This window comes from Kitasatospora sp. NPDC059577 (assembly GCF_042735475.1).
Lineage (GTDB): Bacteria > Actinomycetota > Actinomycetes > Streptomycetales > Streptomycetaceae > Kitasatospora.
Genome location: NZ_JBHWBZ010000014.1, coordinates 1 through 15,556, shown reverse-complemented (window position 1 = coordinate 15,556; position 15,556 = coordinate 1). Strand labels below are relative to the sequence as shown.

The following is a 15,556-nucleotide window of genomic DNA, read 5'->3' as shown; positions in this document are numbered from 1 at the left end:
CGCGGGGGGGGCGCGGGGGGGGGGGGCCGGGGGCGGGGGGGGGGGGGGGGGGGCCCGGGGGGGGGGGGGGCGCCCCGCCCCCCCCCCCCCCGGGCCGCTGTTACTCCTGCTTCTTGCGCCGGCTGCCGAAGACGATCTCGTCCCAGCTGGGCACGGTGGCCCGGCGCCCGGGCCGGACGCCGTCCGCCTCGGCCTGCCGGTCGGTGGTGCCGACGAGGCGCTCGCGGTGCGGTGCGACGGCGCGCGGCATCAGGATGTCGGCGTAGGCCGAGCCCGCGCCGACCGCCGGGGCGGCGGCCGCAGCCGGCTCCTCGGTCTCCTCGGCGACCTCGGCGGGCACCGGCTCGATCGGGGTGGGGCTGCCGACGGCGAGGTCGCCGCGGAAGGCGGGGACCACGTCGAGCAGGCTGGTCAGCGAGTCCCTGGACTCGGCGGTGGCCTCCCGCGACTCGCGGACCTCGCGGGCCGACATGATGCGGTCGGCCGAGGGCCGGTCGATCATCGGGCGGGGCGGCCGGTCCTGGGGGAGCCGGGCGATCCGCGGGATGAACGGGAAGACCGACTCCTCCTCGCGCTCGACGTTCTCGCCGATCAGCGCGCGGGCCTCGTCGTCGTTGGGCTGGACCAGGCGCCGGGGCGGGTCGTACGTCCACGAGGCACTGCGGCCCTCGCCGTCGGCCCGGTAGGAGAGGATGACCTCCCAGGTGCCGTCGTCGCGGCGCCAGGAGTCCCAGCGCTCGGTGTCCTTCTCGGCGCCGCGCAGCGCGAGGCGCTCGGAGACGGCCTCGCCGAGCTGCGGGCCGGTGGACTCGCCGTTGCGGCGGATGGCGGTCTTGCGGGCGCGCTCGGCCATGAAGGCGCGCTCGGCGAGGACCGGGCCCTCGAAGCGGCGGACGCGGTCGACGGAGATCCCGGCGGCCTGGGCGACCTCCTCGGCGGAGGCACCGGCTCGTATCCGGGCCTGGATGTCCCGGGGCCGCAGATGGCTCTCGACCTCGATCTCGATCTGGCCGAGGCGCGGCCGGTCGCCGCGGATGGCGGCGCGCAGCCGCTCGTCGATGGGGAGGGTGTACTCCGTGCTGTCGGCAGCCTTGAGCACCAGCCGTGTGCCGTCGTTGCTGACGGCCACAACCCGCAGTTCGGGCACGGTTACCTCCCGGGTGGTGCCTGCCGACGTCACCTGCGTCGCTGCTCCCGTACTGAGTGTGGCCTGCCCACTCGCGACTGGCCACAACCTTGCTGAGTTCCCCGGCGTGTCGGGCTTAGGCCCGGGCACGCCGCTGTGGCACGGTTGCCTTTTTGCCACGCCATCCGTCGACGTCGCGCCTGGGTGTCCCGGCCGTCCTCGCACGCGCAGTGATCGCGACGATCCGGGACGGGCGTCGCCGTGCGTGCCTGTTCCGTGGCTCTTCGTCAAGCTACCGGTGTGGGCGCAGTCGACAAGTCGACCCAAGGCTCAGGCTTTACGAACAGTACTCCATTCGTGGCATCCGAAGGGGCGGCTCGCCGCTCAAGTCTCCCGCGATTCACGGGAATCTCAAGAGCGCGCCCCCGCAATGGCGGACCACGGGCGGATGGACGGTGATCATCTTCACACAATCCGGGCGTGCAGAACCGCATTTTCGTCCCTTGTGTCCTTCTTTGGGCAAGATGGAGTGGCTTGTTCGAGAAACAGTCGTACGGACCGAGGGATGTCGATGCCGGAGCGGAGCCCCGTCGAGGAGGGCGGGAAGGAGGAGCGCAAGCGGATCGATCTGAGTGTGGCTCAGGTCGTCGCGAGCGCCCTGGCCGCCGTGGTCGGCGCGCTGCTGGCCTCCGAACTGGGCGTGTACGGAACCATCATGGGCGCCGCGGTGGTCAGCATCGGGGCCACCACCGGCGGCGCGGTGCTCCAGCACGCCTTCAAGCGGACCGGCGAACAGTTGCGCGGGGCGGTGGACCGCGGGCCGAACCGGACCGCGAACGCGCTGCGCCAGGTGCCGGTGGAGTCCGGGCGGCCCGGAGGGGGCGGCCGGCCCGACGGGCCCGAGCGGGCGGCGGGTGCACCGGTGATCACCGCGGAGTGGAACGAGCCGCAGGTGGCGCGGGCGCGACGGCGGTGGACGTGGAAGACCTACGCGGTGGTGTCCGGGCTGGTGTTCGTCCTGGCGATGACGCCGATCGTGGCCTTCGAACTGGCCACCGGGCAGCCGGTGTCGGCGACGGTCAAGGGCGAGTCCGGCAACGGCACGTCCTTCGGCGGCTCGGTGGCGCCCAGGTCCTCGCAACCGCAGGACGCGCCCGCGGAGCGCCGAGAGCCGGGCGGCACGCACGGTTCCGGGGCCACGCCCTCCGGCGCGGCCTCGTCCCCGGCGACCGCGCGGCCGAGCCGGGAGCCGAGCGGCACCCCGGGCAGCGGCGCGGGCACGGCTTCGCCCTCGGCGGGCGCGAGCGCGGCCCCGTCGGCCGGCGCTTCCCCGTCGGCGGGCGGGGGGAAGCCCACCGGCGAGACCCCCTCGCAGCCGCCCGCGACCGGCGACGGGTCGGCGCGGCCGACGGTGGCCCCGCCGTCGGCCGCCGGGACCCGGGCCCCGGTGGACCAGGCCCCGTAGGCGGCGGCGCGGGGGCACCCTAGGCGCCCAGCACCCGGCGCAGGTAGTCGTTGCCGAAGACCCGCTGCGGGTCGACCTCGTCGCGCAGGGCGGTGAAGTCGCCGAAGTGCGGGTAGACGCCGGCCAGGTACTCGGCGTCGCGGGTGTGCAGCTTGCCCCAGTGCGGGCGGCCCTGATGGGCGGTCATCAGCTTCTCGACGCCGGTGAAGTAGCCCTGGTCGGCGGTGCCGCGGTAGAGGTGGACGGCGATGTAGGCGCTGTCCCGGCCGGAGGCCGTGGAGAGCCAGAGGTCGTCGGCGGGGGCGAAGCGGACCTCGACGGGGAAGCTGACCTTCCAGTCGGAGCGTTCGACGAGGGCCTTCAACTCGCGCAGCACCTCGCCGACGGCCGCGCGCGGCACCGCGTACTCCATCTCCACGAAGCGGACCTTGCGCGGGCTGGTGAACACCCGGTGCGCGGTGTCGGTGTAACTGCGGTCGGACCAGGCGCGGCTGGCCAGCGCGGCGATCGAGGGGATCGAGCCGGGGAAGCGCCGGCCGACCCGGCAGGCGCCCTCCCAGACGGTGTTGGAGAGGAAGTCGTCCTCCAGCCACTCCTTGAACCGGGGCAGCGGGGCGGCCGGGCCCTGGCTGCGGTTGTTGCGCTTGGTGGCGCAGCGGTCGGTGTGCGGGAACCAGTAGAACTCGAAGTGCTCGTTGACGGCGGTGAGGTCGTCGAGGCGCTCCAGCACCTCGTCGAAGGCCATCGGCTGCTCGTGCGCGGTGAGCAGGAAGGCCGGTTCGACGCCGAAGGTGAGGGTGGTGATCACGCCGAGGGCGCCGAGGCCGAGCCGGGCGCCCTGGAAGAGCCGGGGGTTCTCGGTGGGGGAGCAGCGCTCGACCGTGCCGTCGGCGAGGACGATCTCCAGGGCGCGGATCTGGGCGGCGAGTGAGCCGGAGTCGCGGCCGGTGCCGTGGGTGCCGGTGCTGGTGGCGCCGGCGACGGTCTGCACCTCGATGTCGCCCATGTTGGTGAGGGAGAGTCCCTCGGCGGCCAGGACCCGGTTGAGGCGGCGCAGCGGGAGGCCGGACTCGACGGTGACGGTGCCTGCCTCGCGGTCGATCTCGCGGACGGCGGTGAGCGCGTGCGGGCGGATCTGGACGCCGTCGCCGGCGGAGGCGATCGAGGTGAAGGAGTGGCCGGAGCCGACGGCCTTGACGGTGCGGCCCCGGTCGGCGGCGCGCAGGATCTCCTTGGCCAGTTCCTCCGCGGTGCCGGGGGTGGCGGTCCGGGTGGGCCGGGAGCTCTGGTTCCCGGCCCAGTTGGTCCACCGGGTGCGGGTCGCGGTACTGGCCTGGGGCATCGTGCTGCCTCCTGCTCCGTGGCACCGGGGTCGGCGCGGTCCGGGGCGGCGCGGCCGCCCTACCCATGGGTAGGGCCACGGGTAGGGCGAGAGATTAGTCAGTTCACCGTTCGGCGTCTACGGGTCGTCCGACCGGTTCGGCGGGGGCCTCCGGGTCCTGGTCGGCGGTGAGTCCGGCCCGCAGCCGGCCGAGGCCGGCGAGGGCGGCGGCCACGCCGAGGACGCCGGCGGCCAGCGGGACCCAGTAGCCCGCGGCGGCGCCGCGGGCGTCCACCAGCCAGCCGCCGGCGGAGGAGCCGGCCGCGACGCCGATGGCGAGGCCGGTCGTCGTCCAGGTCATGCCCTCGGTCAGCTGGGAGGCCGGGACGAGCCGCTCGACCAGCGCCATCGCGGTGATCAGGGTCGGGGAGATGGCGATGCCCGCGATCAGCAGCGCGCTGCCGACCGCGGCCAGCCCGCCGATGCCGTGCACCGCGTGGGCGACCAGCAGCAGCGGCACCATGCTGAGCGCCATGAACAGGACGCCGAGGAAGAACCGCGCGGCCATCGACCCGGAGAGCTTGAGGGTGCCGTACACCACGCCGGCCAGGCAGGAGCCGAGCGCCCACAGGGCGAGGATCACGCTGGAGACCGACTTGTGGCCCTGGGCCTGGGAGTAGGCGACGGTGACGACCTCGACCGAGCCGAAGATCGCGCCGGTGGCGACGAAGGTCAGGATCAGCACCTGCAGGCCGCGGTTGAGGATGACCGAGCGGCCCTCGTGCCGGGCGACCGGGTGGACCGGCGGCTCGGTGGAGCGCTGCCCGGCGAACAGCAGCACGCCGACGGCGAGGAAGACGCCGGCGAGCAGTACGCCGGCCTCGGGGAAGACGGAGGTGGCCAGTCCGATGGAGAGGATCGGGCCGACGATGAAGCAGATCTCGTCGACGACGGCCTCGAAGGAGTACGCGGTGTGCAGCTTGGGGGCGTCGTCGCGGTAGAGGTGGGCCCAGCGGGCGCGGACCATCGCGCCGGTGCTCGGCATCACGCCCATGCCGGCCGCGAAGACGAACAGCGTCCAGTCCGGCGCCTCGAACCGGGCGCAGAGGAGCAGGCCGACGACGGCGACGACGGTGATCGCCATCGCCGGGACGACGATCCGGCGCTGCCCGTGCCGGTCCACCAGCCGGGAGACCTGCGGGCCCAGGACGGCGGCGGAGATCGCGAGGGCGGCCGAGACCAGGCCGGCGACACCGTACGAGCCCCTCAGCTGGGAGAGCATGGTCACGATGCCGATGCCGGTCATGGAGATCGGCAGTCGGGAGACGAAACCGGTGGTGGAGAAGGCCAGAGTGCCGGGGGAGGCGAATATCCGGCGGTAGCTGGACAGCACGGGAGCTCCGGGTCGGGGGTGGGGTAAGGAACGAGGCTGGCGTACACAGCTTACGTACGTTGGCAAACGGTATTTTCCGGACACCAGCGCGGCCCCGGCGGCGGCGCCCGGCCCCTCAGTGGCAGGATCGGTTCCATGTCCGACGCGCGCAAACCCTCCCCCTCCGGCGCCGCTCCGTACGACGCCCTGCTGCTCCTCTCCTTCGGCGGCCCCGAGGCCCCCGAGGAGGTCGTCCCGTTCCTGGAGAACGTCACCCGGAGCCGCGGCATCCCCACGGAGCGGCTGAAGGAGGTGGGCAAGCACTACTTCATGTTCGGCGGGGTCAGTCCGATCAACGAGCAGAACCGTGAGCTGCTCGCCGCGCTGCGCAAGGACTTCGCCGAGCACGGTCTGGACCTGCCGGTCTACTGGGGCAACCGGAACTGGGCGCCCTACCTGGTGGACGCCCTGCGGGAGCTGGCCGGCGACGGCCACCGGCGGATCGCCGTGCTCGCCACCAGCGCCTACGCCGGGTACTCGGGCTGCCGCCAGTACCGGGAGAACCTCGCCGACGCGCTCGCCGCCCTGGCCGAGGAGGGCGTCCCCGCGCTGCGGGTCGACAAGCTGCGGCACTTCCACAACCACCCCGGCTTCGTCGAGCCGATGATCGACGCCACCCTGGCCGCGCTGGCGGAGCTGCCCGAGGCCGTCCGGAACGGCGCCCGGCTGGCGTTCACCACCCACTCCGTCCCGGACACCATGGCCGAGACCTCCGGAGCCCCGGACGACCCGGCCCGCGGCACGCCGGGCGGCGCCTACGTCGCCCAGCACCTGGACGTGGCCCGGCTGGTCGTCGCGGCCGTCGCCGAACGCACCGGCGTCGCCGACCGGCCCTGGGAGCTGGTGTTCCAGAGCCGCAGCGGGGCCCCGCACACGCCGTGGCTGGAGCCGGACATCTGCGACCACCTGGAGGCCCAGCACGCCGAGGGCGCGCCCGCCGTGGTGATGGTCCCGATCGGCTTCGTCTCCGACCACATGGAGGTCAAGTACGACCTCGACACCGAGGCCGTCGCCAAGGCCGCCGAACTCGGCCTGCCGGTGGCCCGCGCCGCGACCGTCGGTGCCGACCCCCGGTTCACCGCCGCCGTCCGCGAGCTGGTCCTGGAGCGGGCCGCCACCGAGCGCGGCGAGGACGTGACCCGCTGCGCACTCGGCGCGCTCGGCCCCGGCCACGACGTCTGCCCGGTCGCCTGCTGCCCCAACCCGCGCGCCCCCCGCCCGGCCGTCGCCGAGCGCTGACCGCCCGTCCCGCCGCTCCGGAGGAGAATCCCGTGACCGCCCCCGCCCAGCCCGACGACCGGCTCCTCGACGACCTGCTGGACGTCGCCCTGGACGCGGCCCGGCAGGCCGGCGCCCTGCTGCGCGACGGCCGCCCCGCCGACCTCGGCGTGGCCGGCACCAAGAGCAGCCCGGTCGACGTGGTCACCGAGATGGACCTCGCCTCCGAGAAGCTCGTGCTGGAGCTGATCACCGGGCGCCGCCCGGCCGACGGCTACCTCGGCGAGGAGGGCGCCGAGCGGCCCGGCACCAGTGGGGTCCGCTGGGTCGTGGACCCGCTCGACGGCACGGTCAACTACCTGTACGGACTGCCCTCCTGGGCGGTCAGCGTGGCCGCCGAGGTGGACGGCCGGGCGGTCGTCGGAGTGGTGTACGCCCCGGCGCGCGACGAGCTGTTCCACGCCGTCCTGGGTCGCGGCGCCCGGCTGAACGGCCGGCCGCTCTCGACCCGCCCGGCCCCGCCGTGGGGCCAGGCGCTGATCGCCACCGGCTTCAACTACGTCCAGCCGGTGCGGGTGCGCCAGGCCGAGGTGCTGCTGGCACTGATGCCCGAGGTGCGGGACATCCGCCGGGGCGGGGCGGCCGCGGTCGACCTCTGCGATGTCGCCGCCGGGCGGCTGGACGGCTACTACGAGCGCGGCCTCGCCCCGTGGGACCGCGCGGCCGGCTGCCTGATCGCCGCCGAGGCCGGCGCCCTGACCGGCGGCCGCCCCGGGCACGGCCCGGAGGGCGAGCTGACCGTCGCCGCGGCCCCGGGCGTGTACGAGCCGCTGCAGGAGCGCCTGGCCGCGCTGCGCGCCTGGGCGGACTGACCGGTTCCGGCCGGGCCCGCCGGACCCGGCCGGCCGACCGGAAGCACTCCCACCGGCACCCGCGAGGAGCCCGCACCCGCGAAGAGCCCGGACATGCGAAGAGCCCTGGCATACGGGGGATGCCAGGGCCTGGGTTTCGCACGGCCCCCTCAGGGCCGCAGGTGCCGGAGTACCGGCGACGGGTCGGTGGTGCCGAACGGGTCAGGCAGCGGTGCGGTGGCGCTCCAGCACCGTGTCCACGCCGTGTTCGGCGGCGAGTCGGCGGAGGTCGTCCAGCTCGGACTGCTCCACCTCGGCGAGGAACTCGTCCCCGGCCTCGATCGCGCGGTGCAGATCCTGCTCGGCGTTGGCTATGCGCTGCAGGATTCCGGCCTTGAAGGCGTCCATACGGGCCCCCTTACTGTGTCGGACGTGCACGGTCGTGCGCTCTCCGCCCCGAGGAAGGTCCAGCCGGTGAAAGCGTCCCGGCCGGCGGTGGTGGATCTCCGGTAGGACGCGGAGACGGCTTTCGGCCGCTCCCGGTGATGTCCCAGCCCCAGGGCCGGCGCGGATGAACGCACGGCGGGTGGGTGCGACCGGCCAACAGCCAGATCGCGGGTGTGCAGCTGTCCTCCCCCGGGGGGCGGCCGGGAAACCTCCCGGCGGAAGAAAGTTGCCCGTGTCACAGTCCAACCGGACTGGTGCCGACACGAACGGTCACCGCCGGGGAGCCGCACCCCTTGCCCGAGGGGCAGCTTATCGCTGCTTTACCGCAGGACCAGGCAGGATGGAGCCACCGTCGGAGCCGTGCGTCCGCTTTCCGGGGCCGGCCTGGAGAAGGGACAACGACCGTGCGGGTTCTCGTCGTCGAGGACGAGCAGCTGCTTGCCGAGGCCGTCGCGACCGGCCTGCGCCGCGAGGCGATGGCCGTCGACGTGGTGTACGACGGGGAGGCCGCGCTCCAGCGCATCGCGGTCAACGACTACGACGTGGTGGTCCTGGACCGTGACCTCCCGCTGGTCCACGGCGACGACGTCTGTCGCAAGGTGGTCGAGCAGGGCCTGGCGACCCGGGTGATCATGCTGACCGCCTCCGGCGACATCAGCGATCGGGTCGAGGGCCTGGAGATCGGCGCGGACGACTACCTTCCGAAGCCGTTCGCCTTCAGCGAACTCGTCGCCCGGGTGCGGGCGCTGGGACGCCGCGCGACCGTCCCGCTGCCCCCGGTGCTGGAGCGGGCCGGCATCTCGCTCGACCCCGGCCGGCGCGAGGTGATCCGCGACGGGCGCACCGTCCAGCTCGCCCCCAAGGAGTTCGCCGTCCTGGAGGTGCTGATGCGGGCCGGCGGAGCCGTCGTCTCCGCCGAGCAGCTGCTGGAGAAGGCCTGGGACGAGCACACCGACCCGTTCACCAACGTCGTCCGCGTCACCGTGATGACGCTGCGCCGCAAGCTCGGCGACCCGCCGGTCATCGTCACCGTGCCGGGCTCCGGCTACCGGATCTGACCCCCGGATCCCCGCCGCGGGGCCCGGCCCCGGATCCCACCACCCCGCGCCCGCACCGGCGGACGCCCCGAGAGGACGATCATGACCACCCCGCCCCCGGCCGGCGGGCCCTCCGGCGCGCCCGCCGGCGGCCCGCGCGCCGTGCCGCCCAAGCCCGTGCACCCGCCGCGCTCGGCCCGGTCGAACCAGACCTACGTCCCCGGTGACGGCATGCTCGCCTGGCTGCCCTTCCGCCCCACCATCCGCATGCGGCTCACCCTGCTCTACGGCGGGATGTTCCTGATGGCCGGCGTGGTGCTGCTGCTGGTGATGTACTTCTTCGTCCAGCAGGCCCTGCAGAACGTCGGCCAGCCGCACCTGTTGCTGAACGGGCCGGGCATCTCCGTGCGGACCCCCGACGGCCTCACCCTCACCAACCAGACCGCGCTCGACCAGTGGCTGAACGACACCAAGGCCTACCAGGCCAGCCAGGCGCTCAACACCCTGCTGCGCAAGCTGCTCACCGCCCTCGTCTGCCTGTCCGTGATCGCGTTCGCGGCCGGCTACGCGATGGCCGGCCGGGTGCTGCGCCCGCTCGGCCGGATCACCCGCACCGCCCGCGACGTGGCCTCCTCCGACCTGCACCGCCGGATCGAGCTGGACGGGCCGGACGACGAGCTCAAGGAGCTCGCCGACACCTTCGACGACATGCTGGACCGGCTGGACCGGTCCTTCGACTCCCAACGCCGTTTCGTCGCCAACGCCTCGCACGAGCTGCGCACCCCGCTGGCGATCAACCGCACCCTGCTGGAGGTCCAGCTCTCCGACCCGGCCACCTCGGCCGATCTGCAGCAGCTGGGCAGGACCCTGCTGGCCACCAACGAGCGCAGCGAGCAACTGGTCGAGGGCCTGCTGCTGCTCGCCCGCAGCGAGAACGAGCTGACCGACCGCCGCCCGGTGGAGCTGTCCGAGGTGGCCACCCGGGCGCTGGAGCAGACCAGGGCCGAGGCGGACAAGCGCGAGGTCGAGCTGCGCTCGAAGCTCGATCCGGCCGTGGTCGGGGGCAACGGCGTGCTGCTGGAGCGACTCGCGCTCAACCTGCTGCAGAACGCCGTCCGGTACAACACCCCGGGCGGCTGGGTCGAACTGTCCACGGCCGAGGTGCCGGGCGGCGGCGAGCTGGTGGTCTCCAACACCGGCCCGGTGGTGCCCGGGTACGAGCTGGAACACATCTTCGAGCCGTTCCGCCGGGTCAAGGGTGCCGACCGCACCCGCAGCGACAAGGGGGTCGGGCTCGGCCTGTCCATCGTCCGTTCGGTGGTGCGCGCCCACGGCGGCAGCGTGGAGGCCACCCCGCGCGCCGGGGGAGGCCTCACCATGCGGGTCCGCGTCCCCTCGCGGTAGCCCCAGCCGCAGGGGTTCGCAGCACAAGCCGCCCCCGTCAGGCCCGTCAAGACGACATAAGGCCTGGCGGGGGCGGCTTGTCTTTTCCGGCCCGAGCAACTTACGGTGTCGTAACCTACGCAACCGTAAGTGGGTCTCGTCGACGCCCGCCGACGACCCGCCCGACGCGTGCCCGCCCAACGCGCCCGTCCCAGCGCGTGCCCGTCCCCCAGGAGCAAGACCGTGACCATCGCCCCTGTGCAGAGCAGTGCCGTGCAGAGCAGCACCTCGCTCGGATCGAGCGGCTGGACCGACGCGCGGCTCATCCTGGCGCTCGAAGAGGTCGTGGAGAAGGAGCTGAACCGCCACCTGGCCATCGCCAAGGAGTGGATGCCGCACGAGTTCGTCCCGTGGAGCCGGGGCCGCGACTTCGACGGCGTCCTGGGCGGCGAGGCCTGGGCGCTCGACCAGTCGCAGGTGACCGCGCTGGGCCGGGTGTCGCTGGTGGTGAACCTGCTGACCGAGGACAACCTCCCCAGCTACCACCACGAGATCGCGAGCATGTTCGGCCGCGAGGGCGCGTGGGGCACCTGGGTGCACCGCTGGACGGCCGAGGAGGGCCGCCACGGCATAGCCATCCGTGACTACCTGCTCGCGACCCGCGCCGTCGACCCGGTGGAGCTGGAGCGGGCCCGGATGAGCCACATGTCCGAGGGCTTCGAGTCCGACAACGCGCACAGCATGCTGCAGTCGGTCGCCTACGTGGCCTTCCAGGAACTCGCCACCCGCATCGCGCACCGCAACACCGGCAAGTACGCCGGCGACCCGCTCTGCGAGCAGCTCCTGGCGAAGATCGCCAACGACGAGAACCTGCACATGGTCTTCTACCGGAACCTGCTGAAGGCCGCCCTGGAGATCGCCCCCGACCAGGCCATGCGGGCCATCGCCGACGTGGTCACCGACTTCCGCATGCCCGGCCACGGCATCCCCGGCTTCGAGCGCGCCGCCGCGCAGATCGCCATCGGCGGGGTGTACAACCTGCGCATCCACCACGACGACGTGCTGCAGCCGGTGCTGCGCCACCTCAAGGTGATGGAGATCGACGGCCTGGGCCCGGAGGGGATGATGGCGCAGAACGAGCTGGGTGTCTTCCTGGACGGGCTGGACTCGCAGGCGCGGAAGTTCGAGGAGCGCCAGGCGGCGATGCTGGCCCGCCGGGCGGCCCGGCGGAGCGCCGAGTAGGGCGTTCCCGCGAGCGGTCGGAGTGGGTGGATTTTCCGTGGTTTGCCCCGGAAGATTCTTAACGTGACCAAGCTCACACCGTGTCGCTCCACGGTTTCGGTCAACCCCGGAGAGTGATCACCCGGTCGGGGGTGTCGATCGCCGTCCGTGACCGGATTTCGCCCTCAGCCGGATCCGCCGGATCGGTCGGCATCCCTGATGGGCAAGGGATTCGACGGGTGTCCGCGCCGCCCTTGCTCACTGTGCGTGGTCGCTCCGCCGGGTCCGGAGAGGGGTTGCGATGGCCCAGCGTGAGGCCTTCGGCAGCCCCGAGGATCACCCCGATGGACGCCGCGCTGAGTGTCGATTGAGTAACAGGGCTTGAAGTAAGGCAAAATCTCCGCCTCGGGTCGGGCACAAGACCGACCCCCCATGCGTTACGTGCGCTGGAGATACCGCACACACCGCACAAACCCGGAGGGGGAGAGCGAAAAATGGCAACCGACTACGACACCCCACGCAAGACCGACGACGAGCTCAACGAAGACAGCATCGAGGAGCTCAAGGCTCGGCGGAACGACAAGGGCGGCGGCTCCGTCGACGTCGACGAGTTCGACGCCGCCGAGGGCATGGAACTCCCCGGCGCCGACCTCTCGAACGAGGAGCTGGCCGTTCGGGTGCTGCCCAAGCAGGCCGATGAGTTCACCTGCATGAGCTGCTTCCTGGTCCACCACCGCAGCCAGCTGTACAGCGAGAAGAACGGCAACCCGATCTGCCGGGACTGCGGCGCCTGAGCACCGCGGCGGACACGGCCCGGTGCCCGCGGCTCCCGCGGGACCGGCACACCGCTCCTTCCGGCCCCGGGCAGCGGGGCCGGACGGCAGTTCCGGGAACCGTCCGGTCGGACGGACCCGGCAGGACGGAGTCGGCCGACGCGTCGGCACGCACGAAGTCGTAGGGACGGTCCCGCAGCAGCGGAACCGTCCCTCTCCGTTTCCAGGTCCTCGTCGGGCCCTTCCGGGCCCCGCCCGCCCGCTCAGGTGCGGGCGCCGCGCCGGGCCTCCTCCAGCGCCTCCGCCAGCTTCATCGGCGAGCGGGTCGACAGGTAGAGGTACGGCGTCGGGTCGGCCGGATCGCTCACCTCGACCCGCAGCGCCGTCGGGACGTAGCTGCGCAGCAGCATGAAGGCGCGCGGATCGGCCTTCGGACCGCGCCAGGCCACCGCCTCGGCGGGGCTCAGCGCCCGGGCGGTGCCGAGCGCGTCCACCGGGATCCGGGCCGGTCCGGCCACCAGCGAACCCTGGACCACGCGGATCCGGGCCGAGCCGTAGCTGCTGATCGCGACCGCGCCGGCGGCCACGCCGACCACCAGCCCGACCAGCGCGGCCGGGCCGCTGACCCGGATCAGGATCAGCGCGAGCGTGAGGCCCACCGCGGCCGGGAGCAGCCACCAGGAGCGCGGCACCGTGAGGCGTTCGTCGTACATGCCCCCATTGTGGGCGCCCTGACGCCCGGCGCGGGACGCCACCCCCACCGGGGGCCCACCTACCCCTGGGTAGGGTTGGGGCCCGTGACCGGTACGACAGCCCCCAGCACCCCCGCCGACCGGCCGGCGCCCGCGATGCCGCCGTCCCCGACCACCCCGCCGCCGGACGCCGTCCTGCCGCCGCGCGCCCCCGAGGCCCCGGCCCCCGGCACCCGGCTCGGCTCCCACTACGAACACTGCTTCGGCTGCGGCCCGCAGCACCCCGGCGGCCTGCGGATCGACGCCGTCGCCGGCGAAGGACTCGACGTCACGGCCGAGTTCGCCGTCCGGGACGTCCACCAGGGCGGTCCCGGCCTGGCCCACGGCGGCCTGCTGACCACCGCCATGGACGAGATCCTCGGCACGCTCAACTGGCTGTTGCACGCCCCGGCCGTGACCGGCCGGCTGGAGACGGACTTCCTCTCCCCGGTGCCCGTCGACTCGGTGCTGCACGTGCGCGCCCGGATCACCGGCGTCCACGGCCGCAAGATCTACAGCGCCGCCGAGGCACGGATCGGCGGCCCGGACGGACCGGTCGCCGTGCGCGCGCAGGCGCTCTTCGTCCAGGTGAAGCTGGAACACTTCACCACGCACGGTCGTGCCGAGGACATCGACAAGGTCCTCGACGACCCGGATCTGATGAAGCGCGCACGAGCCTTTGAGGTGAACCCTTGAGCGACACCCCCCGCCCGCAGCTGGACGTCCTGATCAAGCGCATCGACCCCGAGCTGCCGCTGCCCGCCTACGCGCAGCCCGGGGACGCCGGCGCCGACCTGCGGACCACCGTCGACGCCGAGCTGGCCCCCGGCGAGCGGGCCGTCCTGCCCACCGGCATCGCCATCGCGCTCCCGGACGGCTACGCGGCCTTCGTCCACCCCCGCTCCGGGCTGGCAGCTCGTTGCGGAGTTGCTCTCGTGAACGCCCCGGGGACGGTCGATGCCGGGTACCGTGGAGAGATCAAGGTGATCGTCGTCAATCTGGACCCGCGCGAGGGGGTCAGCTTCCGCCGAGGGGACCGGATCGCCCAGCTGGTCATCCAGCAGGTCGAGAAGGCCCGCTTCCACGAGGTGGAGGAGCTGCCTGGGTCGGCACGTGCCGAGGGTGGGTTCGGGTCGACCGGCGGCCACGCCGCGGTCTAGCATGCCCGCGGCCTCGCAGGAAGCCGAGCAGGTATTCGCATCGGTCTTGGACCGGGAAGGACAGTGACCGTGTTCCGTCGTCGCCAGAAGAGCGAGGACGCTGTCGAGCAGCTCGCCGACGACGCCATCAGCGCCGACGAGACGGCCGATGACGTCGAAGGTTCCGCCGAGAGCGAGAACGTGACCGAGCTGGACCCGGCCGACAGGGTCGGCCTGCCGCCGGCCCCCCGGCCGGACGGTCCGTGGGACCACTCGGAGCTGGAGAACCCCGAGGAGGGGCGAGTCGACCTCGGGGGTCTGCTGGTCCCCGGTGTCGAGGGCATGGAGCTGCGCGTCGAGGTCGCCGGTGACGCGATCGTGGCCGCCACCCTCGTGCTCGGCAACAGCGCCATCCAGCTCCAGGCCTTCGCGGCCCCGAAGTCCGAGGGCATCTGGGGAGAGGTCCGCGAGGAGATCGCCAACGGCATCACCTCGCAGGGCGGCATCATCGACGAGGAGGAGGGCCCGCTCGGCTGGCACCTCCGCGCCCAGGTCCCGGTACAGCTGCCGGACGGCACCCAGGGTGTCCAGCTGGTGCGGTTCGTCGGCTGTGACGGTCCGCGCTGGTTCCTGCGCGGTGTGATCTCGGGCCAGGCCGCCGTGCAGCCGGAGATGGCCGGGATCCTGGAGCAGGTCTTCCGCCAGACCGTCGTCGTGCGCGGCGAGGCCCCGATGGCTCCCCGCGACCCGATCGTGCTGAAGCTTCCCGAGGACGCCCAGATGGTCGCCGACGGTGGTGGGGCGGCCGCCACCGCCGGCGAGGGCGACAACCGTTTCGGCGGCACCTCGCTCGATCCGTTCGCGCGCGGTCCGGAGATCACCGAGGTCCGCTGATCGGTCGTGACCGGCCCTGATCGCCCCTGCCCGGGAGCCCGGGCAGGGGCGATTTGCATGTGGCGGGTCCGTCCCCGTACAGTTCCGGAGTCGCCGCGGGAGACCGGGGCGCAAAGCGGAAAGCAAATCCGATGAATGAAACTCCGGAAAACGGAGCGGAAAACATCTGATAAGCTGGAAACACGAAAGAACGAAGCCCGGAGGGCCTGCTGGAAGGCAGTCCGAAGGAAGCGTCCGTTCCTTGAGAACTCAACAGCGTGCCAAAAGTCAACGCCAGATATGTTGACATCCCCGGCCTCAGGATTTCCTGGGGTTGGAGATTCCTTTTGAAACAAACACTAGCGAGGACGCAGTGCGCGGGACCGCCCTATTCCGGTGGTTGCCGTGCCGCTCAACGCGGGTGTCGACCCGATCACGGGTAAACATTCACGGAGAGTTTGATCCTGGCTCAGGACGAACGCTGGCGGCGTGCTTAACACATGCAAGTCGAACGGTGAAGCCCTTCGGGGTGGATCAGT

15 protein-coding genes and 1 rRNA gene are annotated in these 15,556 nt (G+C 72.8%); 11 read left to right on the top strand and 5 right to left on the bottom strand.

What is annotated here, in order from left to right:
• Positions 1–100: 100 nt before the first annotated feature.
• On the bottom strand, positions 101–1,180 hold the full coding sequence (gene sepH / locus ACFV0O_RS14300) for a septation protein SepH (protein ID WP_380340961.1): 1,080 nt from the start codon (positions 1,178–1,180) through the stop codon (positions 101–103).
• A 517-nt stretch (positions 1,181–1,697) separates the two neighbouring features.
• Between sepH and ACFV0O_RS14295 the strand changes: the two genes are divergently transcribed.
• Positions 1,698–2,591 (top strand): hypothetical protein, encoded by an 894-nt coding sequence (locus ACFV0O_RS14295; protein ID WP_380340958.1) that lies wholly within the window; start codon positions 1,698–1,700, stop codon positions 2,589–2,591.
• Between the two features lie 19 nt (positions 2,592–2,610).
• On the opposite strand, the gene ACFV0O_RS14290 is transcribed toward ACFV0O_RS14295, so the two are convergent.
• On the bottom strand, positions 2,611–3,933 hold the full coding sequence (locus ACFV0O_RS14290) for a D-arabinono-1,4-lactone oxidase (protein ID WP_380340955.1): 1,323 nt from the start codon (positions 3,931–3,933) through the stop codon (positions 2,611–2,613).
• A gap of 103 nt (positions 3,934–4,036) precedes the next feature.
• Positions 4,037–5,305 carry an MFS transporter gene (locus ACFV0O_RS14285; protein WP_380340953.1) on the bottom strand — a complete coding sequence of 423 codons (1,269 nt, stop codon included), beginning with the start codon at positions 5,303–5,305 and terminating at the stop codon, positions 4,037–4,039.
• 135 nt (positions 5,306–5,440) lie between these two features.
• Here ACFV0O_RS14285 and ACFV0O_RS14280 point away from each other — a divergent pair, with 135 nt between their 5' ends.
• Together ACFV0O_RS14280 and ACFV0O_RS14275 are read left to right on the top strand one after the other, a co-directional pair.
• On the top strand, positions 5,441–6,583 hold the full coding sequence (locus tag ACFV0O_RS14280; RefSeq protein ID WP_380340951.1) for a ferrochelatase: 1,143 nt from the start codon (positions 5,441–5,443) through the stop codon (positions 6,581–6,583).
• A 32-nt stretch (positions 6,584–6,615) separates the two neighbouring features.
• Positions 6,616–7,434, top strand: a complete 819-nt coding sequence (locus ACFV0O_RS14275) for an inositol monophosphatase family protein (protein WP_380340949.1) — start codon at positions 6,616–6,618, stop codon at positions 7,432–7,434.
• Positions 7,435–7,635: 201 nt separating this feature from the next.
• On the opposite strand, the gene ACFV0O_RS14270 is transcribed toward ACFV0O_RS14275, so the two are convergent.
• Positions 7,636–7,821, bottom strand: a complete 186-nt coding sequence (locus ACFV0O_RS14270; protein ID WP_030057688.1) for a hypothetical protein — start codon at positions 7,819–7,821, stop codon at positions 7,636–7,638.
• A 443-nt stretch (positions 7,822–8,264) separates the two neighbouring features.
• On the opposite strand from ACFV0O_RS14270, the gene ACFV0O_RS14265 reads away from it, so the two are divergent.
• From ACFV0O_RS14265 to ACFV0O_RS14250, 4 genes are all read left to right on the top strand, one after another.
• On the top strand, positions 8,265–8,918 hold the full coding sequence (locus ACFV0O_RS14265; RefSeq protein ID WP_097235981.1) for a response regulator transcription factor: 654 nt from the start codon (positions 8,265–8,267) through the stop codon (positions 8,916–8,918).
• Between the two features lie 81 nt (positions 8,919–8,999).
• Positions 9,000–10,301: a sensor histidine kinase gene (locus ACFV0O_RS14260; protein ID WP_380340945.1), complete on the top strand. Its 1,302-nt coding sequence runs from the start codon at positions 9,000–9,002 to the stop codon at positions 10,299–10,301.
• Positions 10,302–10,523: 222 nt separating this feature from the next.
• Entirely contained in the window at positions 10,524–11,522 is a 999-nt protein-coding gene (locus tag ACFV0O_RS14255; RefSeq protein WP_380340942.1) for an acyl-ACP desaturase, read from the top strand.
• A 473-nt stretch (positions 11,523–11,995) separates the two neighbouring features.
• Positions 11,996–12,295 (top strand): DUF4193 domain-containing protein, encoded by a 300-nt coding sequence (locus tag ACFV0O_RS14250; protein WP_030057692.1) that lies wholly within the window; start codon positions 11,996–11,998, stop codon positions 12,293–12,295.
• A gap of 242 nt (positions 12,296–12,537) precedes the next feature.
• Here ACFV0O_RS14250 and ACFV0O_RS14245 read toward each other — a convergent pair whose 3' ends face one another.
• Positions 12,538–12,987 (bottom strand): DUF3093 domain-containing protein, encoded by a 450-nt coding sequence (locus ACFV0O_RS14245; protein ID WP_360258274.1) that lies wholly within the window; start codon positions 12,985–12,987, stop codon positions 12,538–12,540.
• 135 nt (positions 12,988–13,122) lie between these two features.
• Between ACFV0O_RS14245 and ACFV0O_RS14240 the strand changes: the two genes are divergently transcribed.
• The 4 genes from ACFV0O_RS14240 to ACFV0O_RS14225 all read left to right on the top strand — a co-directional run.
• Positions 13,123–13,701, top strand: a complete 579-nt coding sequence (locus ACFV0O_RS14240; protein WP_360258479.1) for a PaaI family thioesterase — start codon at positions 13,123–13,125, stop codon at positions 13,699–13,701.
• Positions 13,698–14,165 (top strand): dUTP diphosphatase, encoded by a 468-nt coding sequence (dut, locus tag ACFV0O_RS14235; protein WP_350629222.1) that lies wholly within the window; start codon positions 13,698–13,700, stop codon positions 14,163–14,165. Before ACFV0O_RS14240 ends, dut begins: the two co-directional genes overlap by 4 nt.
• Before the next feature lie 69 nt (positions 14,166–14,234).
• Complete coding sequence (locus ACFV0O_RS14230) at positions 14,235–15,038, top strand: DUF3710 domain-containing protein (RefSeq protein WP_360258269.1); 804 nt, start codon at positions 14,235–14,237, stop codon at positions 15,036–15,038.
• 425 nt (positions 15,039–15,463) lie between these two features.
• Positions 15,464–15,556: ribosomal RNA gene (locus ACFV0O_RS14225) — 16S ribosomal RNA — on the top strand; the annotation flags it as partial.